Raw genomic sequence first — 22,860 nt, forward strand, 5'->3', positions numbered from 1 at the left:
GCCCCACGGGTTCCCCCCCCCGGGGGGGGGGGCCCCGCGGGGGCCGGGGTTTGGCGGGGGGGGGCCGGTCCCGGTCGGCGGGCGCCGCGCGGCGGATGGGGCCGCGCGGCGGAGGGGCCCGGTTACGCGAGCCGGATGACGTTCCAGGACAGCGGCTCCAGGGTGGCGGTCAGCGTGCCGCCGTTCAGCGCGGTGCCGGTGCCGGCGTGCGGGGTGACCCGCTCCGGGTCGTCCAGGGTGTTGCGGGCCTCGGGGTCCGCGTCGGAGAGCACCGAGTGCTCCACGACCCGGGTCAGGTCCAGGCCGTGCAGCACCGCCTCCAGCGGCAGTGCCTCGGTCTGGCTGCGGTTGACGGCGAAGATCGTGACCTCGCCGGTCTCGTCGTTCTTCACCGCCGTGGTGTGCAGCAGGTCGACGGTGCCGAACTGCCGGGTGTCGTACGTCGGCGAGTCGGGCCGCACGTCCAGCACCGTGCCGCGCCCGTACCGCGAGGCGGCGGCGAACGGGAAGAAGGTGGTCTGCCGCCAGGCCGGGCCGCCGGGCTCGGCGAGGATCGGGGCGATGACGTTCACCAGCTGGGCGAGGCAGGCCACCTTGACCCGGTCCGCGTGCCGCAGCAGCGCGATGAGCAGCGAGCCGAAGACGACGGCGTCCACCACGCTGTAGTGGTTCTCCAGCAGCCGGGGCGCCTCGGTCCAGTCCTCCCGCGGCGGGTCGGTGTGGGCCGGGGCCTCCGGGTTCATGTACCAGACGTTCCACTCGTCGAAGGAGAGGTTGATCCGCTTCTCCGACTTGAGCTTGGCGCCCACGTGGTCGCAGGTGGCGACGATCTTCTCGATGAAGGACTCGGTGTCCACCGCGGAGGCCAGGAACGAGTCGCGGTCCCCGTCCCGCTCCTCGTAGTAGGCGTGCAGGGAGACGTGGTCGACCAGTTCGTAGGCGTGCTCCAGCACGGTGGCTTCCCACGCGGCGAAGGTGTCCATGCCGGAGTTGGAGCTGCCGCAGGCGACGAGTTCGACGTCCGGGTCGATCTGCCGCATGGCGCGGGCGGTCTCGGCGGCGAGCCGCCCGTACTCCTCGGCCGTCTTGTGGCCGGTCTGCCAGGGGCCGTCCATCTCGTTGCCCAGGCACCACAGCCGGATGTCGAACGGGTCCTTGTCGCCGTGCGCGGCGCGCAGGTCGGACAGGGCGGTGCCGCCGGGGTGGTTGGCGTACTCCTGGAGTTCCAGGGCCTCGGCGACGCCGCGGGTGCCGAGGTTGACGGCCATCATCGGGGTGCCGCCGACCTTGCGGACGAAGTCGATGAACTCGCTGAGCCCGAACTGGTTGCTCTCGGTGGAGCGCCAGGCCAGGTCGAGGCGGCGCGGCCGGTCCTCCTTGGGGCCGACGCTGTCCTCCCACTTGTAGCCGGAGACGAAGTTGCCGCCGGGGTAGCGGATGGCGGTGACGCCCAGTTCCCGCACCAGGTCCAGGACGTCGGTGCGCAGCCCGGCGGCGTCGGCGGCCGGGTGGCCGGGCTCGTAGATGCCGGTGTAGACGCAGCGTCCCAGGTGCTCCACGAAGGAGCCGAAGAGCCGCGGGTCCACCTCGGAGACGGCGAAGGCGGGGTCGAGGGTGAAGCGGGCGGTCTGCTGAGCACTCATGCGGGTCCCTGACTGGCTGAACGGTGTTGTTCGATGATGTTCGCTATTTCGTACATCGATCGCAGCTTCGAACAAAAAGAAAATCTATGGGCGGAAGGACCCGGCGTCAACGGGGTCCGCGGGCAGCCGAACCGCACACGACGGCGGCCCGGGACGCACAGCCGGACCCGCCGCCGCCCCGGGCCGCCACCGCCCGGCCGTCCGTGCGCTACAACCGCACCAGCATCTTCCCGGTGTTGGCGCCGCGCAGCATGCCGAGGAAGGCGTCCACCGCGTTCTCGATCCCCTCCACCACCGTCTCCTCGTACTTCAGCTCGCCCGACCGCACCCAGCCGCTCACCTGCTCGACGAACCGCGGACGCAGCCGCTGGTGGTCGGCCACCAGCATCCCCTCGATCCGCAGCCGCTTCCCGATCACCAGGCCCAGATTGCGCGGCGCGGCCGGCGGCTCGGTGGCGTTGTAGAGCGAGATCATCCCGCAGATCACCGCCCGGCCGTGGACGTTGAACGCGTCGATCGCCGCCTCCAGATGCTCCCCGCCCACATTGTCGAAGTAGACGTCGATGCCGTCCGGCGCCACCGCCGCCAGCTGCTCGGTGACCGGCGTCGGCTCCTTGTAGTCGAACGCCGCGTCGAAGCCCAGCTCCTCGGTCAGCCAGCGCACCTTCTCCGCCGAACCGGCGCTGCCGATCACCCGGCCCGCGCCCAGCAGCCGTGCCAGCTGCCCCGCCTCACTGCCCACCGCACCGGCCGCGCCCGAGACGAACACCGTCTCGCCCTCCGCCAGCCGGGCCACGTCCACCAGGCCCGCGTACGCGGTGAGCCCCGTCATGCCCAGCACCCCCAGATAGGCGCTGAGCGGCGCGTCCTCCTCCGACACCCGGGCGGCCCGGGCGGCGTCCAGGTCCGCGTGCGTACGCCAGCCGAGACCGTGCAGCACATGGTCACCCGGTGCGAACCCGGTGACCCCCTCCCCCACCGCCAGCACCTCGCCGACCGCGCCGCCGTCCATCGGCTGGTCCAGCGCGTAGGGCGGCACGTACGAGGGCACGTCGTCCATCCGGCCCCGCATATAGGGGTCCACCGACAGATAGAGATTGCGGACCAGCAGCCGGCCGGGCCCGGGGGCCTCCAGCGGCACCTCGCGCAGCGCGAAGACCTCCGGGGCGGGCTCCCCCTCGGGGCGCGCCACCAGGTGCCAGGCGCGGCCGGTCGTGGGCAGGGACATACGGACCTCCAGGAGCGGTTCGGGACGAGGGTCGCTTCCGCACCCACCATCGCACCCGCGGGCCCCGCCCGCCCGTACCGCCCGGCACGCCCCGCAGGTCCGGCGAGCGCGTCCCGTCGGTCCGCCCTTCCGTCACCTCACCCCGCGAAGGCCGGCTGCGGCAGCCCCCGTCCCGCGTCCGGCAGCACCAGCACCGAACCGGCCAGCGGCTCGGTCGCCGGGTCGGTGCCGACCGCGGCCGTCGTGATGTACAGGTCGGTCAGCCCGGTGCCGCCGAAGGCGCAGGCGGTCGGCTGGGAGACGCTCAGCCGCACCGTACGGTCCAGCTCGCCCGCCGGCGTGTACCGCCGCACCGCGCCGCCGCCCCAGAACGCCACCCACACACAGCCGTCCGCGTCCACCGTCAGCCCGTCCGGCGAGCCGGGCACCGTGCTGGTGTCCACCAGCGGCGCGCGGCGCACCTCGCCGCCGTCGGTGAAGGTCAGCACGTCCACCCGCCGGGTGGGGGTGTCCACGTAGTACGCGCGGGCGCCGTCCGGGCTCCAGCCCAGGCCGTTGCTGATGGTGACCTCGGGCAGCACGGTGTGGACGGTGCCGTCCGCGTCCACCCGGATCAGCGAGCCGCCGCCGGGCGCCTCGTCGTAGCGCATGCTGCCCGCCCACAGCGAACCGTCCGGCGCCACCGCCGCGTCATTGCCCCGCCGGCCCGGCACCAGCTCGCGGTGCAGCCAGCGGAAACCGGTGCCGTCCGCCTCGTACAGGCCGATCCCGTCGCGCAGATTGAGCACGAGACCGCCCCCGGCGCGCGGCTTGGCCGCGCCCACGTGCTGCTCCACGGGCAGCACGGTGCGGCGGCCGGTCGCCGGGTCGAAGAGATGGACGCGGGACCCCAGGATGTCCACCCAGATCAGCCGCCCGGCCACCGGATCCCAGGTCGGCCCCTCCCCCAGCTCGGCCCTGGCGCGTATCGCGACGTCGAGTGCCACGCGAACCCTCTCCCTCGGTGAATGGGTACTCACTGCTGACGGGCGCCGTGGTGGCCCAGCCGCTCCGAGAGGTCGGCCGCGCCCCGGACGGCGAGCCCCGCCAGTTCCTCCTGCCGTTCCGCGCTCCAGCGGATCATCGGCACCGAGACGGACAGCGCGGCGACCACCCGGCCGGACCGGTCCCGTACCGGGGCGGCCACACAGCTCACGTCCGGGTTGGACTCCCGCTGCTCGTACGCGATGCCCCGCTCCCGCACCCGGGCCAGCTCCGCGCGCAACTCCTCGGGCGAGGTGAGGGAGTTGGGGGTCATGGCGGTCAGCTCGGCGGGCAGCCGGGCGGCCAGCTCCGCGGGCGGCAGGGCGGCCAGCAGCATCTTGCCGACCGCCGTGCAGTGCGCGGGCAGCCGGCGGCCGGTGGCGGAGACCATCCGTACGGCGTGGGTGCTGTCGACCTTGGCGATATAGATGACGTCGGCGTCCTCCAGGACGGCGACGTGGACGGTCTCCCCGCAGGTCTCGGCCACGGCGCGGGCCACCTGCTGGCCTTCGGCGGCGAGGTCGAGCTGCTCGGCGTAGCGGCTGCCGAGCTGGTAGGTGCGCACGCCGAGCCGGTAGCGGCCGGGCTGCTCGGGGACCGGGACGAGATAGGAACGCGCCGCGAGCGTGGTGACCAGCTCGTGCACGGTGGTGCGCGGGAGCTGGAGTCTGCGGGTGATCTCGGGCGCGGAGAGGGTGCCGTCCCCCTCCAGGAACAGTTCCAGTATGTCCAACGCCCGGCTGACCGCCGGTACGCGACGCCCCATGACCGCGGCCTCCGCTCGCTCACTGTTCGGCATGCCGGTCAGCTGCCGGGATGCCGAACAGCACGCTACCGAGCGGAGCCCATCCCGGGCAAGAGGCGGCGAAGGGGTACGGCCCGGGCCCGGGTGCCGCCCGGGGTACGGGGTCCGGCTCAGGCGACGTCCTCCTCCAGCGCCTCCGCCCGGCCGGTGCGCCGGACCTCGCGCAGCTTCTCCACCACCGGATCGGGCAGCCGGTCACCGGCCCGGTCCACCACCGCGCCCGCCGCCGCGGCGGCGGCCTGGCGGCCGGTCTGGTTGGCGGTGTCCATACTGTTGCGCACGGCGGGCTTGTCGAGGAACCGCCGTGTGGCGTCCGCGATCTGGTCGTACCGCTCGCGCCCGGCCCGGGCCCCGAGCACGTAACCGACCGCGGCGCCCGCCACGAAGATGAGCTTGCGCATGGGATGCGTCCTTCCTCGTACGTACTGTCTGTCGTACTTTCGGGCGCCCCGGTCACCGATTTCGAAGCACCGCCTCACATGCGCTAATGTATTGCCCGCAGCGAGGGAACGCCCCCGGAGCGAACCGGCGAGCAGACCCGAGCGGCGCAGTCCCCTGTAGCTCAATTGGCAGAGCAGCCGGCTGTTAACCGGCAGGTTACTGGTTCGAGTCCAGTCGGGGGAGCATCACTCGAAGGGCCCCGTTCAGGGGCCCTTCGGCGTTCCCGTGCATCACCGCCCGCTGACCGGGAACCGATCACCCCATGGGCACTGTCCTAGCCTCCGCACAACCGCCCCCGGCCCGGGCGGGAGATCGTATGAGCAGCTATGCTGCGGCAGACGGCGCGCACATGTGTGCGCGGCTCGCCGTACATGGGGCGGTAGCTCAGCCGGTTAGAGCAACGGACTCATAATCCGTCGGCCGTGGGTTCGAGTCCCACCCGCCCCACCCCGGCAGGCCGGGCGCGCACTGCGCCCGGCCTTCGGTTTCCCACCAGGAACGAGGGCGCCCCGGTCCCGGACGATCTCGTGCCGGTGTCACCCCCGCTGTCGTCGCTGCCGCGACCGGAGCGCCGCGCGCCGGATCGGGCGTCATGGCCGCATGTTCGGGTCGTGGGTGGGGTCGAGATACTGCTCCGGGCAGCCCTCGGAAAGGGCATCGGGACGGTACTCGAAGTGCCAGGGCTCGTTCGCGTAGATCTGGCAGAGCCCGTAAGCGGCCCCTCTGTCGCGTTCGCTGAGCCAGAGGTAGGCGTCCATGCCTCCGATGTCCACGGCTTCGCCGGAGACGTGCGCCGAGGTCTCGGGGGAGGCGACCCAGCGGGCGGCTTCCTCGCGTGATCCGTACTCCGAGACCGCTTCATCCAGCAGTCGCCTCTGGAGGGCGGACGATCGCCACCCGCTGTTGACGAAGATCTCGATGTCGTCCGCCCGTGCGTCCCGCGTCGCCTGCTCCAGAGCACTCCTGAGGTCGGGGGCGAGACCGTCGATCCCGGGAAGGTCCGCGTCGAAGACGGTCGCACGAGAAGGGAGGACTCCCTGGTCGAGGCCGTCGGATCCGCTCGGCCGCGTCGTCGGCGTCAGGTGATCGCCCGATGTCCTCTCGACGACCTGGCAGGCGACGACGCCGATCACGGCGACAGCGATGAGCGTGAGCGCCACGGTGGCGCGCGGAGGACTCTTCCGGTCCTGAGCAGTAGCACGTCGGTACGTCATGCCTCCACTAGGCCCGGGGCGGTGTTGCGGGGTCGTATGCCGTTCTCGATACGCCCGCGATACATCGGAGACCGTAGCCTGCGGGTATGCGCGTTCTGATCGTCGAGGACGAATCGGTGATGGCGGAGGCCGTGAGGGACGGCCTCCGCCTCGAGGCGATCGCCGCCGACATCGCGCCCGACGGCGAATCCGCTCGCGCCGCGCTCGACGTCAACGCGTACGACGTCGTCGTTCTCGACCGTGATCTTCCCGGTATCCCGGGCGATGACGTGGCCGAGGAGATCGTGCGGTCCGGGAGCGGCCCGCCGATCCTGATGCTCACCGCCGCCGACCGGATCGACGACAAGGTGTCGGGATTCCGGTTGGGCGCCGACGACTATCTGACGAAGCCGTTCGAGTTCCAGGAACTCGTTCTCCGCATCCGCGCGCTCTACCGGCGGCGCGCTTCGCGGCGCCCTCCCGTCCACGAACTGGCGGGCCTCCGGCTGGATCCCTTCCGGCGCGAGGTGTACCGGGACGGACGTTACATCGCGTTGACCCGCAAACAATTCGCCGTACTGGAAGTCCTCATGTCCGCCGCGGGAGGAGTGGTCAGCGCCGAGGAGCTGCTCGAACAGGCGTGGGATGAGAACGCGAACCCCTTCACCAACGCGGTCCGGATCACGGTCTCGGGGCTGCGCAAGCGTCTGGGCGAGCCCTGGCTCATCGCCACCGTACCGGGGGCTGGATACCGGATAGAGGACCCGGCACATGCGCGGGAATGAGCGCCGGGGTCTCAGCGCCCGCTGGAAGCTGACGCTGAGCTATGCCGGCTTCCTGATGGTGGCGGGCGCACTCCTCCTCGCGGTCGTCTGGGTGTTCCTGCTGCGCTACGTGCCCGATACCACCATCAATACGAGCGGCGGGTTCGTCCCCAACCGGTCCGATCTCCTGGACGCTTTCGTTCCACCGACCGTCATCGCTCTCTTCGCCCTCCTGGTGCTCGGGCTCGCCGGAGGATGGCTGCTCGCCGGCCGCATGCTGTCACCCCTCGCGAGCATCACCGAAGCCACACGCCTCGCAGGGGCCGGCAGCCTCTCCCACCGGGTCAGGATGGACGACCGGCGGGACGAGTTCGGCGAACTGGCGGACGCGTTCGACGCCATGCTCACGAAGGTCGAGTCGCACGTCGCCGAGCAGCAGCGGTTCGCCGCGAACGCCTCGCACGAACTGCGCACCCCGCTCGCCATCATGCGCACCGTCATCGACGTCGCGCGGAAGGACCCCGGACGGGACATCACCGCCGATCTCGCTCGGCTCAAAGCCACCAACGATCGAGCGATCGCGCTCACCGAAGCTCTCCTCGTCCTCAGCCGTGCGGGAAACACGATCGCCCAGCCGGAGGTCATCGACCTTTCTCTCCTCGCCGACGAAGCGGTCGATACGCTCCTCTCGCTCGCCGAACAGCAGAGTGTTCTCCTGAGGATCGACGGGTCGGTCGCTCACACCGCCGGGTCCCCGACTCTGCTTCTCCAGATGATGACGAACCTCATCCACAACGCGATCGTGCACAACCAGTCGCAGGAAGCGCGGGTCTGGGTGCGGACCTCCCCGGCACACGGGCGAGCGATCGTGACCGTGGAGAACACCGGAGCGCACGTGCCCGCCGACCGGCTCGCGAGATTCACCGAACCGTTTCTGAAGGGCACGGGCCGAGCCCACCTCGACCATCACGCGGGGAACGGCCTCGGACTCTCGATCGTCGAGAAGATCGTGGAGGCTCATGGTGGCACTCTCCGCTTGACGCCCCGGAACGGCGGGGGGATCACCGTGCGCGTAGAACTGCCCGAGGCCATCGCTCCGGCTCACTGACTCCGGCCGACGGGCGGGGGCCCTGATGGTGTGAGGGGCGGGTGTCGGTGGACGGGCACCGGGTGCCCGGAGGTGACCGGCCCCTTCAGGAGGGTGTGCCCGCCCAGGCGGTGAGCGCCCGGATCCGCTCCTCGCCGCGCGTGCCCGCGTCGGTGGTGCGGGTCGCCCACGCGACGTGGCCGTCGGGGCGTACGAGAACCTCGGTCACCCCGTCGAGGTCCGGGTGCCCGTCGCAGGTGTCCGCGGTGACGGCCGTGACCCGGGCACCCCAGCCCGCCCCGACGGCCTCCCGGAGGGCCGGTCCCCCGGCCGGAGCGAGCAGGGCGAAGCGGCCCCGGGCCAGGAGTTCGTACACCCGCGTCGCCTCCGAACCGGCGGCGCTCAGCCCGACATCGGGCATGCGCCGCCCCACCAGCGGGTCGGCGTCCGGGTCCGCCGGCGGATAGTGGACGCCGAGCGCGGAGACCTGATCGGCGAGCCGCCGGTTGACCTCCGTCATGCCCAGCAACTCGTCGAAGAGCGCGCGCAGGGCCGCGGCCGGGCGCTGGTACCGGGTGATCAGTGTCAGTTCCGCCAGCAGCGTCTGGATCTCGGTGTTCTCGGTCACCGACCGGCCGACCGGACGGCGCTCCGCGTCGTAACTGTCCAGCAGCCCGGGCGGGGCCCAGCCGTTGACCGCGGCGGCCAGCTTCCAGCCCAGGTTCATGGCGTCCTGGAGACCGGTGTTGAGCCCCTGTCCCGCCGCGGGGAAGTGGATGTGCGCGGCGTCGCCGGCCAGCAGGAGGCGTCCCGCACGGTAGCTCTCCGCGAGCCGGGTGGCGTTGCCGAAGCGGGAGAGCCAGCGGGGCCCGGCGACTCCGCAGTCGGAGCCGGTGATCCGGGTGAGCGACGCACGGAACTCCTCCAGGGTCACGGGTTCCCGGCTCGGCACACCCATCCGTTCCGGGTCCAGGTAGACGAACCGGGTGAGCCCGCCCTCCAGCGGCGCGACGATCACGCCCCGGGACCGGGCCGCGTCGAGGGCGCCGGGCCGCGGGTCGACGACCGTGAAGTCCCCGAGCACCCCGGTCAGGGTCTCGTCGGTGCCGGGGAAGCCGATCCCCGCGGCCTGCCGCACGACGCTGCGCCCGCCGTCGCACCCGACCGCGTAACGGCCGTGCACCGTCTCGGTGCCGCCGCCGGGGCCACGGGTGTCCACCGCGACCTTCTCGCCGTCCTGGCGCACGCCGAGGACCTCGTGCCCCCGGCTGATCTCCACCCCCAGTTCGATCGCGCGCTCCTGGAGGATCGCCTCGGTGCGTGCCTGGGCCACGAAGAGGGTGTAGCCGTGCCGGGAGTCGAGGGCGCTGAAGTCCAGGTGGGTGGGCAGCCCCGCGAAGTGCCAGCCCGGCACGGTCCGGCCGAGCGGGAGGAACCGGTCGAGCAGTCCCCGCTGGTCCATCAGTTCCACGCTGCGCGGGTGCAGGCTCAGCGCCCGTGAGTCGCGCTGCGGTTCGGCGCGGCGTTCCAGGATCCGGGTCCGTACGCCGGCCAGTGCCAGCTCGCAGGCGAGCATCAGTCCGGTCGGGCCGGCGCCCACGACGATCACATCGGTGTGCATCGGAGAGGTCCTCCTTATTTAGTGAACAACGTTCACGTGAACAATGTTCACTATAGTGGGGCCCATGAGCACCCCGTCAAGCCCGACCAGAGGCCGGCCCGCCCGCATCGACCGGACCCGCACCGTCGAGGCGGCCCTCGACCTGCTGGACGAGTCCGGTCTCGACGCACTGACCATGCGCCGGCTCGCCGACGCGCTGGGCGTCCAGGTCGGTGCGCTGTACCGCCACTTCGCCACCAAACAGGACCTGCTCACGGCGATGGCCGAGCGCATGGCCGGTGGCGCCGCCGACGCCGCCGGGCCGCCGGGAGACGGCGACTGGAGCGAGCGGGCCGCGCGCCTCGCCCGCGCCCTGCGGACGGCCCTGCTCGCCCACCGCGACGGTGCGCGCGTCTTCGCCGGCACCCACGCGACCGGCCCGAACACCCTGGGCTTCTCCGACAGCCTCGTGGGCGTCCTGCGCGAGGCGGGCTTCGACGACAGCGAGGCGGCGCGGGCGCTCTACGCGGTGACCCACTTCACCGTCGGCCACACCCTGGAGGAACAGGCCGCCCTCCGGCCGGGGGACGGGGGGACCCCCGAGGCGGGCGCGCTGCGCGAGGCGGTGGCGGCGGGGACGTATCCGCACCTCGCCGCCACCCTGCCGGTGCTCACCAGTACGGACTTCGCGGCGCATTTCGAGTTCGGACTGCGGCTGCTCCTGGACGGACTGCGCGCCGTACGGGGGTGAGCCCGGCGAGGCGACGGGGGTTCACACAGGGTGCCCACCGGAAGGGGCGGAGGCGTGCGCTGACCTGGCTCGCGTCACCGGCGCTCCGGGCCGGCCCGGAGCGGGCCCGGCCTGTCCAGGTTTGTCACCTGGTGTGGGGGGGCAGACGACCTTGCCGTGAGGTGGCGTACGGGAAACGGCGGGATGGGCCCCGTCCGCGCGGTGGTGGTGCGCGGGGCGGTGCTGCGCGACCGCGTGCGGGAGGCGGTGCGCGGGCCCGGCTGGCAGCGGGAGGACCTGCTGCTCCAGCTGAAGACCGTGGCCGCCGCCGTCATCGCCTGGTCGCTGGCCTCCTGGCTGCTGTCGCCCCGGGTCACCACCTTCGCCCCGTTCACCACTCTGCTGGCCATCCAGGGAACCGTGCACCGCTCGGTGCAGCAGGCGTGGCGCTACCTGGTCGCGGTCACCCTCGGCGTGCTGCTGGCCGCCGCCTTCGGCACGACGGCCGGGCGCCACGCCTGGACGCTGGCGGTGCTGCTCCTGGTGGCGCTGGCCCTCTCGCGTGCCCAGCCGCTGGGGGCGCAGCGGCTCCAGGTGCCGGTCACCGCGCTGTTCGCGTTCTCCGCCGGTAACGGCGAGTGGGACTACGGCGTCGAGCTGACGGCGGCGGTGCTCATCGGGATGGGCTGCGGGCTGGCGGCCGTGCTGGTCCTGGCACCGGCGGTGCACCACCGGGACGCCGACCGGTCGGTGGTGTATCTGGCCGAGCGCGTCGGCGATCTGGCGACCGGTGTCGCCCGCAGCCTGCGCGAGGGCGGGCCGGGCCAGTCCGAGACCCGGGCCTGGTGGGACGAGGCGGACGCGTTGCAGGCGTCGGCCCGGCAGGTGCGGGCGACGGTGGAGCTGGGCGAGGAGAACGTGCGCCTCAATCCGCGGCGGCTGATGAACGGCGGCGGTCTGCTGCGGCTGCCGGAGCACCACGGCCGGGTGACCGCGCTGGAGCGGGCGGCGCACCAGTTGCGGTCGATCGTCCGGGGGCTGGACTACGCCGCCGGGCGGGAGGACCATCCGGCGCTGGCCGGTGATTTCCTCATCCCGTTCGCCGGACTGCTGGAGGACATCGGCCGGGCGGCGCACCAGCTGGGCGAGGGGGTGCCCGGGGCACAGGACCCGGGCGGCAGGCGACAGCGGGAGGCGGACGCGGAGGGCGGCCCGGACGAGGACAGCGGTGCGGAGCCGGACGGCGATCCGGTGGCGGACGGGCGGCGGCGGGCGGCCGAGCTGGCGGAGAACAGCCGCCGGGCGGACCTGCGGGTGCCCGGGGAGTGGCCGCTGTACGGGGCGCTGCTCACCGATGCCCGGCGCGCGCTGGACGATCTGGCCCGCGCGCCCGGCCCGCCGTGGAGCTGACCGCGCGCGGCGCCCCCGGCCGTCCACCGCCCCACCGCCCCCGTCGTCTCAGCTCGGCGGTGGGCCCAGCGGGTGGGCGGCCAGGGCCCTGGCCGTGCCGGCCAGGTTGGCGGCCATGAAGCGGGCGGACGTGTCCGCGAAGTCGTGGCCGCGCTCGTCGTCCAGATAGTCCGGGCCGGGGCCCGGGCCCAGGTGCCAGTACGTCCATGCCTGGCCCGGCGCGGTGAACCCGATGTCGCCGAGTGCCCCGTGGATCTCGCTGATCACGTGGTGGGCGCCGTCCTCGTTGCCGGTCACCACCACGCCCGCGACCCGGTTGTAGGCGACCGGGCGGCCCTGGTCGTCGGTCTCGGAGAGCATGGCGTCCATCCGTTCCAGGACCCGCTGGGCGACGGAGGACGGCCGGCCGAGCCAGGTGGGCGAGGCGATGACGAGGATCTCGGAGTCCAGGACCTTGGCCCGGACGCCGGGCCAGTCGTCGCCCGCGCCCATGTCGCTCTCCACCCCGGGCAGCAGGTTCAGGTCGACGGCCCGCACCAGGTCGCCGGTGACGCCGTGGCCCTCCAGGTGCCGCATGACGACCTTCGCCAGCGCCTCGGTGTTGGACGGCTGGGGGGACGGTTTGAGCGTGCAGTTGATCACGGTGGCTCTCACGTCCCGCCGGGTACCCGTGGCGTGCGGCGCGGAACGGCCCATCCGGGTGGCCGTGGTTCAGCCGCCGGGCCCGGCGTCCAGGGCGGACGGCAGCAGGGGTGCCTGGTCGCCGGAGTCCGGCGCGGGGGCGGGGGCGCGGCGCAGGGCGGCGCGGCCCCGGGTCAGGCACCAGTCGAGCCAGTGGTCGAGGGCGGCCGGGTCCAGCCGTTCGCCGGGGAGCAGCGCGGGCCAGCCGCAGGCGCGCGCCTGGGCGGTGACCTTCGCGCCGCCGCGTACCGGGTCGACGGCGAGCGGCGGGACGCCGCAGCGCAGCGCCAGGACGAGGCCGTGCAGCCGGTCGGTGACGACGGCGTCCAGCCGTTCCAGGACGGACAGCAGTTGTTCGGGGGTGCCGCACAGCCGTCCGTCCGTCCGGTCGAGGCGGGTCTCCAGCGGGACGGGGGCGCAGGGCTGGGCGGCCAGCCAGGAGGTGACGGTCCGGGCGGTCTCCGCGTGCAGCCGCCGTCCGCCGTACTCGTGCTGGCCGTCGGTGAGGATCACCCCGACCACCGGCACGGCCGCCCCGCCCGGGGCGCGCAGCGACAGGTCCTGGCGGGGCGGCGCGGGGGTGCCGTCCCGGGGCAGCAGCCGGTGGAAGCCGGTGACCGCCGGGTCGTGCGGGTCGATCACGGAGGTGCCGACTGCGACCCGTCGGCAGTGCGCGAACCTGCGGTGCAGGGCGGCCACCCGGGGCCCGTGCAGCGGTCCGCACACGAACACCAGCCGGGTGTACGCCTCGGGTACGGCTTCCTCCAGGGCGAGTTCGCCGGGTGCGAACCCGGGGCTCCACGCCACGTCGTACGGCAGGTCCCGGTCCTCGAACACGGCGCGCACCCGGTTCAGGGCCAGGACGTCGCCCGCGGTGGCCTCGCCGTCGGGAAAGCTGAACCAGCCGGTGATGAGCGTCCGTCCGCCGCTGCGGCCCGTCGTCGCCATGCGGCCCCGGGTCCCCCGGCCCCGTGGGGGCAAACCTGGCGGGGCCGGGGCAGCCCGGCGGGGGCGGGTCAGGAGCCGAAGATCTCCTTCTCCACGTCGTTCGGGCCGTCGAAGCGGTCCCGGCGCAGTCCGGCCACCTTGTCCACCAGTGCGCGGTCGGCGTGGTTCTTCTCCGCCTGTTCGACCAGCGACTGCCGGTCGGAGGGGTAGGAGGCCCCCTTCAGAGCCTTCTGCACGTCGATCGGGTTCGGCTTGCCCATGGTGCGCTCCTTCTCGCGCTCGGGGGCGGGGACCGCGGGCGGGTACCCGGCGGCGGGCGCGTGAACCACCGCCGGGCGCGCCCTCACCTGAGCCGTCGTTCCCGTACGGAGTGCAGGCGCAGCAGGGCCCGCGGGACCGGTGGCGGGGCCTCGCCGGGGCCTCCGGCCAGGGCCGCGTGCCGGGCGGCGCGTGCCCCGGGCGGGAGCTGGGTGTAGGCCACTTCGCGCAGCAGCGGGCGGCGGAACCGGTACCGGGGGGTGCCGTCGGGGGCCGTGCCGGTCGGGGCGAGGACGCCGCGCCGGGCGAGGTCGGCCAGGGTGCGGGCCGCCTCGTGGGCCGGCTGCCGGGTGAGCACCGCGAACGCGGCGGCGCCGATGTCCTCGCCGATCACGGCGGCGTCCCGCACCGCGCGCGCCGGGCCGGCGGGCAGCGCGTCGAGTTCGGCGCCCAGCGCGCGGCGGACCGGGCCGGGGATCAGGGCGGTGCGCGGTACGGCCGGGTCCGGTGCCGGGCGGCGCAGCGCGTGGTGGACGAACGCGGCCGCGAAGAGCGGGTTGCCGCCGGCCAGGGCGGTCACCGCCTCGGTCAGCTCGCGGCCCGTGCCCTCGTCGGGCGGCAGCAGGTCCCGGACCCGCTCGGCGACCGAGGCGTCGGACAGCGGCTCCAGGGTGAGGGTCAGCGGCAGCCCGGCGGACGGTTCGCGGCCGGCGGCCCACGCGGGGCGGCGGTGGAAGACGCCGGGGCGGGCGGTGGCGACGACGAGCGGTCCGTCCGGCCGGGCCGCCGCCCGGTCCACCAGCCGCAGGACGGTGTCGTCCGCGCCGTGCAGGTCGTCCACCAGGACGAGCACCGGCCGCTCGGCCGCCAGCCGTTCGAGCAGGATGAGCCAGGCCGCCGCCACCTCGTCCGCGGCGGCCGTCCGTTCGTGGCCGGGGAGGTGGCCGATGGCGGTCAGCAGCCGGGTGAACAGCCCGGTGGCCTCCTCCGGGTCGGCGGCGACCCGTTCGACGAGCGCCCACAGTTTGTGCCGCGCGCCGCCGGGCGGGTCGGCCGGGCCGATGCCGCAGGCCGCGCAGAGCTGGGCGGCGACGGCGAACAGCTGGCTGTCGTCGACGGTCGCGGGGGCGACGCGGGCCAGCAGCGGCCGGCCGCCGGGGGCGCGTTCGGTGACCAGCCGGGCGAAGGCGTCCAGCAGCGCGCTCTTGCCGAGGCCGGGCGCGCCGACCACCAGCGCGGCGCGCGGCCCGGGTGGTGCGCCGTCCAGCAGCGCGGTGAGGGTCCGCAGCGGCTGTGCGCGCTCCAGCAGCGGGGTCTTCTCCCCGGCGGGGGCGGCCGGGCGCAGGGCCCGTACGGCCCAGGCGGCGGAGGAGACGCGCGCCCGCTGGTAGTCGACGGCCGTCCCGGTCTGTGCGCGGGTGGCCGGGCCCACCCACACTTCGCCGGGCGGGACCAGCGGCAGCAGGGCCTGGGCGCGGTCGAGGACGGCGCTGGTCACGGCGGGCGGGCCGGCCTCGGGCGGGCCGTGCCGCACCAGGGCGTCGCCGGTGTCCACGACGGCCCGCAGCCGCAGCCGCCGTTCCGGGGGGCGGTGGCGCAGCCGCTGCCGTACCGCCAGGGCCGTGGACACGGCGCGCAGCGGCTCGTCCCCGTGGGCGCGGGTGGCGCCGAACACGATCAGCCGGCAGGAGCCGATCCGGGAGAGGACGCTGCCGCCGAACCGGCTCGCCGCCTCGCCGATGACCGTCTCCAGGGCGGCGGTCTCGGCCTCGGCGCGTTCCAGGGCGTCCGCGTCGGATCCGCTGTCCGGGCACCCGATGCCGTGCGGGTCGCCGAGGCCGTGCGGGTCGTCCGGGACGCCGGTGCCGTCCGGGGTGCCGGGGAAGGCGACGGCGAGCAGCAGCACGCTGATCTCCCGGTGGACGCGCACCGCCTCCGGTGCGCCGTCCGGTGCCGCCGGCAGGGGCCCGGCGGGGGCGGGCGGGGCCGCCGCGACCCGTAACGCGCCGGGTGGCGGGGTGAGATCGAGGGACGGGTCGCCGGTGAGGATCGCCTGGTGCAGTGCGTGGAGCCGGCGGCCGGGTTCGAGGCCGAGTTCCTCGGCGAGTTCGGTGCGGATCGCGGTGTAGACGTCGAGTGCCTCGGAGTGCCGGCCGCCGCGGTGCAGGGCCAGCATCAGCTGGCCGGTGAACGGCTCCCGCCGGGGTTCGGCGCGGGTGACGGCCCGCAGTTCGGGCAGCACGCTGTCGTGGCGGCCGAGGGCGAGTTCGGCGTCGAAGAACTTCTCCAGCACATCGAGGCGGGCCGTCTCGGCGGCCTCCAGTTCGGGCCAGCGCATCCCGGCCTCGACCAGGTCGGCGAGCATCGGGCCGCGCCACAGGTCCAGCGCCTCGCGCCAGCGCAGCGAGGCGGTGGCCACCGCGCCCTCCCGCATCCTGGCCCGGCCCTCGGCGGCCAGGGTGTGGAAGCGGTGCAGGTCGAGGGCGCCGGGATGGACCTGGAGCAGATAGCCGGGCGGCCGGGACCACAGCACCGCGCCCCGCTCCCGCTGCTCCCCTCCCCCGTCGTCCGGCGGGGGCGGCAGCAGCCGGGTGCGCAGCTGCCACACGGCGTTCTGCACCATCTTGCGGGCCGAGGCGGGCGGCTGGCCCGGCCACAGGGCGGCGATCAGTTCGCTGGTGGCGGTCGCCCGGTTGGGGCGCAGCAGCAGATAGGCGAGCGCGGCCCGCTGGTGGAGGCCGCGCAGCCGCACCGGGGTCCCGTCCCGCAGTACCTCCAGCGGGCCCAGCAGCCGGAACCGCAGCACGCCGGGGCCCGCGGCGGCGCTCACCCGCGCCTCCGGCCGGACGGTCCGGGGCGGCCCCACCGGGGCGGGCCGGACCGTCCCCCGGGTAACCGGGGGCCCGTCCGCGGCTCCCGGGGCCGTTCCTCCGTCTCCTTCGTCTCCGTGCTCATGCCGTCCATGACATGCCATCAGCCGGCTGCGGGCAAGGTGGCGACGGGGCGGCGGGGGCCGTCACACGGTGCTCTCCCGCACCGCGCGCACCACCCGGTACTCGCCGAGGTCCACCCTGCGGGTCGCCCGGCGGAACGCGGTGGTGGTGCCGGGCCAGTGCGTCACGTCCCGGCCCTCGTGGTCCAGGTACGGGCTGTCGCAGCCGGTCTCCCAGACGGTGCGGGCGAGTTTGCGGCGCATCGTCGCGTTCCACGCCCGTACGGCGGCGGGTTCCGGCTCCAGGGCCACACCGCCGCCGGGTCCGCCGAGCCGGTCGAGATGCCGGACGTAGTCGCCGAGGTAGTCGAGCTGGGCCTCGATCATCAGCACCTTGGAGCTGGAGGACGAGACGGCCTGCGGGCCGCCCATCATCAGCAGGTTGGGGAAGCCGTCCATGGTGGTGCCGCGCAGCGCCCGGATGCCGCCGGTCCTGTCCCACGCCTCGGCGAGGGTGGTGCCGTCGGCCGCCGCGATGCGCCGGGTGATGGGGCGGCCCACGTTGTGGAAGCCGGTGGCGAAGACGATGGTGTCGGCCCGGTGGCGGCTGCCGTCCTGGCCGACGAGGAGGGCGCCCTCGACGCGGGCGAGACCGGAGGCGATCAGCTCGACGTTCTCCTTGCCGAGCGCGGGATAGAAGGTGTTGGAGAAGGTGACGCGCTTGCAGCCCATGCGGTAGTCGGGGCGCAGTTTGCGGCGCAGCTCCGGGTCACGGACGGCGAGCCGCAGATGGGCGGCGACGAGTTTCTCGGCGAGGGTCAGCTGCCGCAGTCCGCGGGTCAGCACCTCGCTGCGGATCTCGCCGACCGCCCAGAACCGGCCGCGCTGGAGCAGCCGCAGGGCGGGGAGCCGGTCGTACAGCAGGCGTTCGGCGCGCGGGTAGGGGCGGTCGAACTTGGGCAGCACCCAGGGCGCGTGGCGCTGGAAGACCAGGACCTGCCGGACGGCGGGCTGGAGGGCGGGGACGATCTGGGTGGCGGAGGCGCCGGTGCCGACGACGGCGACCCGGCGTCCCGTCAGGTCCTGGCCGTGGTCCCAGCAGGCGCTGTGGAAGTGCGTGCCGGGGAAGGTGTCGAGGCCCGGGATGTCGGGGATCCTGGGCGCGGAGTGCATACCGGCGGCCGTCACCAGCAGGTCGGCGGTGAGTTCCCCGCGGTCGGTGGTGAGGTGCCAGCGGGCCTGCTCGGGCTGCCAGCGGGCGGCGGTGACGGTGGTGTGCAGCCGGATGTGCGGGCGGACGCCGAAGGTGTCGGCGACGCGCTCCAGGTAGGCGAGGATGTCCCGCTGGCCGGCGAAGGCCCGGGGCCAGTGGGGGTTGGGGGCGAAGGAGTAGCTGTAGAGGTGGGAGGGGATGTCGCAGGCGGCACCGGGATAGGTGTTCTCGCGCCAGGTACCGCCGAGCGACCCGGCCGCCTCCAGAACGACGAGATCGCGTACGCCCTCCCGGAGCAGCCGTACCGCCGCGCCGAGTCCGCCGAAGCCGCAGCCGATGACGGCGGCTCTGACGTGGCCGCCGACCTGGTCCGTCATGGTGTCTCCACTGGTTCCGGGGGTCGGGTGGTACCGGGGTCGGGTCGGGGGACGGGGCCGGGGCCGGGCAGGAGCCGGGTCAGGGCCGTTCGGCGACGATGCCGCCGTAGGGCCAGCGGTCGTGGTCGGCGGCGTCCGGGAGCACCCGGAAGCGGCCGAAGCCGGCGTCGCGCAGGGACGCGGTCCACTCGGCCATGGTGAGGTAGCCGCAGTTGACGCGGCGGGGCGGATCGAGTTCGGCCCGGTAGAAGCTGTGCAGCGTCGACTGGAAGAACTCGAAGGGGAAGAACCGCCCGGGGCGGCCCCGGCTGCCGAAGGTGAACACCAGCCAGCCGCCGGGCTTGAGGATCCGCCGGGTGCGGGTGAGGACCCGGTGCAGGTCGGCGACGTCGTACAGGACGCTCTCGTAGATGACGAGGTCGGCGGCCCCGTCCCGCAGGTAGGGGACGTCGTCGTAGGCGTCGAGGTCGTCCAGGTCGACGCGGTCGAAGCTGATCCGGTCCAGCAGTTCGGGCACCTCGTCGGCGACCATGCGGCGGGCCTGCTGCATCAGGGAGCGGCTGACGTCGGTGAAGCCGTAGGAGGCGAGGTGCGCGGTGCGCGCCCGGAAGCCGTCGATGGTGAGGGCTTCGCGCAGGGTGGCGCCGATGCCGGCCCCGCCCTCGAAGACGACGGTGGGCGCGCCGGAGCGCAGCCGCAGATCGAGGGCGCGGGCGGCGAGTTTGCTGGGGGCGCGCTTGGGTCCGGCCTCGACCATGAGGTGGTGCCACAGGCGGGCGGTGGTCTCGGCGCCGTAGGTCTCCTCCAGCAGGACCAGGCCGTCGCGGCCGGCGAGGACGCCGCCGACGACGGTCTCGAAGTGCTTGATGACCTCCATCGTCGGGGAGCCGGTGGCGCCGGGGCCCAGGAACTCCTCCTCGGTGAGCCGGGCGCGGGCGGCGAGGGCGGGGGTGGGCCGGCAGGTGTCGCCCTCGATGATCAGCTCGCCGCGGTCGGCGAGGTAGTCGAGGAGCTTCTGGCGGAAGAGGACGGGCTGGCGGGCGAGCGCTCCGCGGGGCGGTTCCGCGTCCGGCCGGTAGGCGGTGGGCCCGTCGGCGAACAGATGGGTCATGGCGACGCGGGCGAAGAGCAGGGACGCCTCGTGCCGGGCGCGTTCGATCTGCTCGGTGTAGGCGGGGGTGTAGACGTCGGCCATGCTGAGCGCGTCGATGCCGGGGGCCGGTTCGGTCCTGGTGGTCATGGCTGTGCCATCCATTCGGTCAGCGCGTCGGCGACGGCCTGGGGCCGCCGGGCCCAGTGGTAGTGGCTGGGTTCTTTCAGCCGGAGCTGGGCGAGGGACAGTTCGCGCAGGGTCACCGGGGCGGCGGTGACCTTGTCGGCGATGTGCCGCAGTCCGGCCGGGGGCACGAGGGGGTCGCGTTCGAAGCCGACGAACAGGGTGGGGACGGTGGTCTTCGCCAGCGCGGCCTCGTAGTCGACGTCGGTGCGGGAGAGCGCGTAGCGGCCGGTGCGGCCCTCGCGCACCCAGTCGTGGATGACGTGCCGGGCCTCGCGCCCGGCGAACGGGAACCACTGCGGCAGATAGCCCCACAGCCCGGCGACGACCCCGGTGAGCCGGACCCCGAACCAGCGGCCGACGGCTTCCCGGCCGGAGACGGTGCGGTGCCAGGCGGTGCCGGTGCCGATGACGGCGGCCCGGGAGACGCCGTGCGGGGCGGTGGCGGCGTACAGCAGGGACAGCTGTCCGCCCAGGCTGTGCCCGGCCAGGACGAGTTCGTCGGCGCCGAAGGCGGATCTGACCGCGTCGGTGATGCCGGGCAGTTCGCGTTCGAGGAGGTCGGCGTACCCCCAGGTGTTCCGGCGGGAGGCGCGCACCGAGCTGCCGCCGTGGCCCCGGTGGTCGGCGAGGGCGACGTGGACGCCCTCCTCCACCAGGACGTCGGCCAGCACCTCGTAGTAGCTGGCGCGCACCCCCATGGCGGGCAGGAACAGCACCACGGGGGCGTCCGGGCGTTCGGCGCGGAAGAGTCTGACGGTGGTGCTGCTGCCGTCGTCGAACGTCACCAGGAGGTCGTCCTTCGCGCCGCTCCCGTCCGGCTCGTCCGGGTTCCTCCGGTGATCCGGGCCGTTCCGGTCGTCGTCAGCTGACACCATCGGTCGTCCTTCCCGCGAGGGGGAACCCGGTCACGGAGAACAGCAGGTTCCGGTCGTACAGGTCGTTCAGGGTGGCGAGGGCGGCGGCGTCGAGGCCGTCGGGGGCGGGGGCGGCCGGGAGGACGCCCGCCTGTCCGGCCAGCCGGCGCAGACACAGCGTCAGCCAGCCGCCGTCGGCGAGGAATCCGGCCACCGTGTCCGCCTCGGCGGGCCCGGCCGGGCCCGCCGCTTCGCGGTGGGCGAGCCAGCGCCAGGCGCAGGCCCCGGCGGCGTGCAGATGCGTGTAGCGGGCCGCCAGGTCGTACGCCGCGCCGGTACGCCGCTGCGCGGGGTCGGCGGCGAGTGCGGTGGCCTCCGCGTCGAGGGCGGCGAGGGCGGTGCGCAGCCGGCCGGTCAGCGTGCGCAGTTCGGTGTGCCGGGCGGCGGTGAGCCCCGGGAGCGGCTGCGGGCCGTCCAGGACGGCGGCGAGCCGGTCGAGTCCGGCGGCCACCGCGTCCTCGTCGGTGTCCAGGGCCATCCGGTCGGGGTCGAGCGGGGCGGTGCCGGTGCCCTCGTCCGGGTCGGGGGCGAAGAGGGCGGGCAGGCCCCGGGTGTCCACCCGGCCGGTCGCGCGGGCCTCGGCGAGCGGGGCGAGCTGGTCGGCGAGGCCGCCGAGCACCACCGGGGCGGAGCCGTCGAAGAGCCCGGTGACGGCGCAGTCGCGGCGCATCTTCTCGAAGACGGGCTCCAGTGCGGGGTCGGTGAGGTAGGAGCGGGCGCCCAGGACGACGCCGAGGGATTCGATCGCGTCGGTGGCGCGGTGCGGGATCAGGTACTTGGCGCACAGCGACTGGAGCGGCAGCTGACCGGGGCGGTCGTGCGCGGCCCGGCAGGCCCCGGCGGCCACGGTCTCGCCCACCAGCAGGTCGGCGAAGGCGTCCACGAGGCGGCGGGCGACCGGTTCGAGCGCGAGGACGGGGCCGCCGTACAGCCGGCGGGTGCGGGCGAAGCCGAGGGCGCGGCGCAGACAGGTGTCGAGGGCGCCGAGGGCGAGGCCGGAGACGAGGACCCGGGTGATCTGGAAGGTCTCCAGGATGGTTTCCAGGCCGGAGCCGGGCCGGCCGACGGCGTCGGTGCGGTGCACGGTGAGACCGGTCAGGGCCAGGCCGCCGATCGCGCTGCCGCGCAGGCCGTGGGTGGCGACCTTGGGCAGCCGGTGCCAGCCGGGGCCGTTCCCGGACCCGTCCGCGGGAGCGTCCGGCGTACCGCCCGGGTCCGGCGCGTCCGGCAGTGCGGCCAGGAAGAGGGTGAGGCCGCGGGGCCCGGTGCCGGTGCGGGCGGTGATGGTGGCGGCACCGGCGTGGCCGGTGTTGTTGATGAGGTACTTCTCGCCCTCCAGCCGCCAGGTGTCGCCGTCCCGGGTGCCGGTCGTCGCGCCCGCGACCAGGTCGGCGCCGTGCGCGCGCTCGCTGAGCGCGAAGGAGAGGTAGCCGCCGGAGCGCAGCAGCCGGGCGACGGCGGCCTGCTGGCCGGCGCTGCCGCGCAGCCACACGGGCAGGGCGGCCAGCAGATTGCTGCCGAGGGCGATCGCGGCGGTGAGGTCGCGCCGGGCGAGCACCCGGCACAGTTCGAACGCCTCCTCCAGACCGCGCAGCCGGCCGCCGCAGGAGGCGGGGATGAGGAGGTCGGCGACGCCCCACTCCTGGACGCTGCGGCACAGGTCGGCGGGGAAGACGGCCGCGCGGTCGGCGGCCAGGGCGCGGTGGAAGCTGCCGGGCAGGGCGGGGTCGTGCGGGTCGGCGAGGTGCGCTTCGAGGGAGCGCGCCGCCGCACGGACCGGGGCCACGGTCGTCATCGGGCCTCCCCTCCCCGGGCGAGGGCCGCCGGTACGAGGGGGTGTTCCGCCGTCCCGGTCCCGGCCCGGGCCCCGCTTCCGGTCGCGGTGTGGGCCAGGACGTCGTCCCACAGGGCGGCGGCCCGTTCGCGCGGCATCCGGCGGCCGGGCTCCAGCAGCGCGAGCAGGCCGGGGCCGAGCCAGGGCGGCGTCTCACCGGCGGCCAGGGCGGTGCGGGCCACGCAGGTGGCCGCGAAGAGCCGCGCGTAGCGGTCGGCGAACTGCTGTCCGGCCAGGGAGCGGGGGTCGAGTGCGTCGGCCGCCTCGGCGCGCACCCGCTCCCCCGCGGCGCGCAGCGCGCCGGCGGCGCCGGTGAGCACGGGGTCGGCGGTGTGCCGGGCGAGGGCGGCGCAGGCTTCCGCGGTCCCGGCGGTGACCGGGTCGTCGTCCGCGAACGGGCCGGTGGCGTGGCCGAACAGCGGCCCGAGCACGGCCTCGGGGGTGAACAGGGCGTCCGCGCGCCGCGGGTCGGCCGGGGCGTCCAGGCAGGACGCCTGGGC

Annotated in this window: 20 protein-coding genes and 2 tRNA genes; 6 read left to right on the forward strand and 16 right to left on the reverse strand. The window is 74.5% G+C overall.

Annotated elements, in window-relative coordinates; genetic code table 11:
• Positions 1-122: 122 nt before the first annotated feature.
• From ACFV5N_RS04030 to ACFV5N_RS04050, 5 genes are all read right to left on the reverse strand, one after another.
• Complete coding sequence (locus ACFV5N_RS04030; protein WP_385593727.1) at positions 123-1,643, reverse strand: alpha-N-arabinofuranosidase; 1,521 nt, start codon at positions 1,641-1,643, stop codon at positions 123-125.
• 208 nt (positions 1,644-1,851) lie between these two features.
• Positions 1,852-2,871 (reverse strand): NADP-dependent oxidoreductase, encoded by a 1,020-nt coding sequence (locus ACFV5N_RS04035; RefSeq protein ID WP_385593730.1) that lies wholly within the window; start codon positions 2,869-2,871, stop codon positions 1,852-1,854.
• Between the two features lie 137 nt (positions 2,872-3,008).
• Complete coding sequence (locus ACFV5N_RS04040) at positions 3,009-3,857, reverse strand: SMP-30/gluconolactonase/LRE family protein (protein ID WP_385593733.1); 849 nt, start codon at positions 3,855-3,857, stop codon at positions 3,009-3,011.
• A 29-nt stretch (positions 3,858-3,886) separates the two neighbouring features.
• The gene (locus ACFV5N_RS04045; protein WP_385593736.1) at positions 3,887-4,660 is read right to left on the reverse strand and encodes an IclR family transcriptional regulator; all 774 of its coding nucleotides are present in this window, start codon (positions 4,658-4,660) and stop codon (positions 3,887-3,889) included.
• Positions 4,661-4,809: 149 nt separating this feature from the next.
• Positions 4,810-5,100, reverse strand: coding sequence for a hypothetical protein (locus tag ACFV5N_RS04050; protein ID WP_385593739.1), 291 nt, complete (start codon positions 5,098-5,100; stop codon positions 4,810-4,812).
• A gap of 150 nt (positions 5,101-5,250) precedes the next feature.
• On the opposite strand from ACFV5N_RS04050, the gene ACFV5N_RS04055 reads away from it, so the two are divergent.
• Both ACFV5N_RS04055 and ACFV5N_RS04060 read left to right on the forward strand, forming a co-directional pair.
• Positions 5,251-5,323: transfer RNA gene (locus tag ACFV5N_RS04055), tRNA-Asn, on the forward strand.
• 190 nt (positions 5,324-5,513) lie between these two features.
• Positions 5,514-5,587: transfer RNA gene (locus tag ACFV5N_RS04060), tRNA-Ile, on the forward strand.
• Between the two features lie 143 nt (positions 5,588-5,730).
• On the opposite strand, the gene ACFV5N_RS04065 is transcribed toward ACFV5N_RS04060, so the two are convergent.
• Entirely contained in the window at positions 5,731-6,300 is a 570-nt protein-coding gene (locus tag ACFV5N_RS04065) for a M15 family metallopeptidase (protein ID WP_385593742.1), read from the reverse strand.
• A 140-nt stretch (positions 6,301-6,440) separates the two neighbouring features.
• On the opposite strand from ACFV5N_RS04065, the gene ACFV5N_RS04070 reads away from it, so the two are divergent.
• Together ACFV5N_RS04070 and ACFV5N_RS04075 are read left to right on the forward strand one after the other, a co-directional pair.
• Entirely contained in the window at positions 6,441-7,118 is a 678-nt protein-coding gene (locus tag ACFV5N_RS04070; RefSeq protein ID WP_176127763.1) for a response regulator transcription factor, read from the forward strand.
• Positions 7,105-8,205 carry a sensor histidine kinase gene (locus tag ACFV5N_RS04075; RefSeq protein ID WP_385593745.1) on the forward strand — a complete coding sequence of 367 codons (1,101 nt, stop codon included), beginning with the start codon at positions 7,105-7,107 and terminating at the stop codon, positions 8,203-8,205. The genes ACFV5N_RS04070 and ACFV5N_RS04075 overlap by 14 nt, the downstream gene beginning before the upstream one ends.
• Positions 8,206-8,290: 85 nt before the next feature.
• On the opposite strand, the gene ACFV5N_RS04080 is transcribed toward ACFV5N_RS04075, so the two are convergent.
• Positions 8,291-9,805, reverse strand: a complete 1,515-nt coding sequence (locus ACFV5N_RS04080) for a monooxygenase (RefSeq protein WP_385593748.1) — start codon at positions 9,803-9,805, stop codon at positions 8,291-8,293.
• A 64-nt stretch (positions 9,806-9,869) separates the two neighbouring features.
• Here ACFV5N_RS04080 and ACFV5N_RS04085 point away from each other — a divergent pair, with 64 nt between their 5' ends.
• Entirely contained in the window at positions 9,870-10,535 is a 666-nt protein-coding gene (locus ACFV5N_RS04085) for a TetR/AcrR family transcriptional regulator C-terminal domain-containing protein (protein WP_385593750.1), read from the forward strand.
• Between the two features lie 183 nt (positions 10,536-10,718).
• The gene (locus ACFV5N_RS04090) at positions 10,719-11,924 is read left to right on the forward strand and encodes an aromatic acid exporter family protein (protein ID WP_385593753.1); all 1,206 of its coding nucleotides are present in this window, start codon (positions 10,719-10,721) and stop codon (positions 11,922-11,924) included.
• Positions 11,925-11,972: 48 nt separating this feature from the next.
• Here the strand turns inward: ACFV5N_RS04090 and ACFV5N_RS04095 are convergent, their stop codons facing one another.
• The 9 genes from ACFV5N_RS04095 to ACFV5N_RS04135 all read right to left on the reverse strand — a co-directional run.
• Positions 11,973-12,578, reverse strand: coding sequence for a flavodoxin family protein (locus ACFV5N_RS04095; RefSeq protein ID WP_385593756.1), 606 nt, complete (start codon positions 12,576-12,578; stop codon positions 11,973-11,975).
• 57 nt (positions 12,579-12,635) lie between these two features.
• The gene (locus tag ACFV5N_RS04100) at positions 12,636-13,553 is read right to left on the reverse strand and encodes a polysaccharide pyruvyl transferase family protein (protein ID WP_385593759.1); all 918 of its coding nucleotides are present in this window, start codon (positions 13,551-13,553) and stop codon (positions 12,636-12,638) included.
• A 68-nt stretch (positions 13,554-13,621) separates the two neighbouring features.
• Entirely contained in the window at positions 13,622-13,813 is a 192-nt protein-coding gene (locus ACFV5N_RS04105; protein ID WP_019435613.1) for a DUF2795 domain-containing protein, read from the reverse strand.
• Positions 13,814-13,896: 83 nt separating this feature from the next.
• Entirely contained in the window at positions 13,897-16,641 is a 2,745-nt protein-coding gene (locus ACFV5N_RS04110; RefSeq protein ID WP_385593762.1) for a BTAD domain-containing putative transcriptional regulator, read from the reverse strand.
• A 186-nt stretch (positions 16,642-16,827) separates the two neighbouring features.
• Positions 16,828-18,333: a flavin-containing monooxygenase gene (locus tag ACFV5N_RS04115; RefSeq protein ID WP_385593765.1), complete on the reverse strand. Its 1,506-nt coding sequence runs from the start codon at positions 18,331-18,333 to the stop codon at positions 16,828-16,830.
• A gap of 79 nt (positions 18,334-18,412) precedes the next feature.
• Positions 18,413-19,573 carry a class I SAM-dependent methyltransferase gene (locus ACFV5N_RS04120; RefSeq protein WP_176127772.1) on the reverse strand — a complete coding sequence of 387 codons (1,161 nt, stop codon included), beginning with the start codon at positions 19,571-19,573 and terminating at the stop codon, positions 18,413-18,415.
• Positions 19,570-20,487 carry an alpha/beta fold hydrolase gene (locus ACFV5N_RS04125; protein WP_385593768.1) on the reverse strand — a complete coding sequence of 306 codons (918 nt, stop codon included), beginning with the start codon at positions 20,485-20,487 and terminating at the stop codon, positions 19,570-19,572. Before ACFV5N_RS04125 ends, ACFV5N_RS04120 begins: the two co-directional genes overlap by 4 nt.
• Positions 20,474-22,321 (reverse strand): acyl-CoA dehydrogenase family protein, encoded by a 1,848-nt coding sequence (locus ACFV5N_RS04130; RefSeq protein WP_385593771.1) that lies wholly within the window; start codon positions 22,319-22,321, stop codon positions 20,474-20,476. Before ACFV5N_RS04130 ends, ACFV5N_RS04125 begins: the two co-directional genes overlap by 14 nt.
• Positions 22,318-22,860 (reverse strand): hypothetical protein (locus ACFV5N_RS04135; protein WP_385593773.1); only part of this gene is annotated, 543 nt, incomplete at its 5' end. The genes ACFV5N_RS04135 and ACFV5N_RS04130, both read right to left, overlap by 4 nt.

The organism is Streptomyces sp. NPDC059853 (genome assembly GCF_042731495.1).
Lineage (GTDB): Bacteria > Actinomycetota > Actinomycetes > Streptomycetales > Streptomycetaceae > Streptomyces.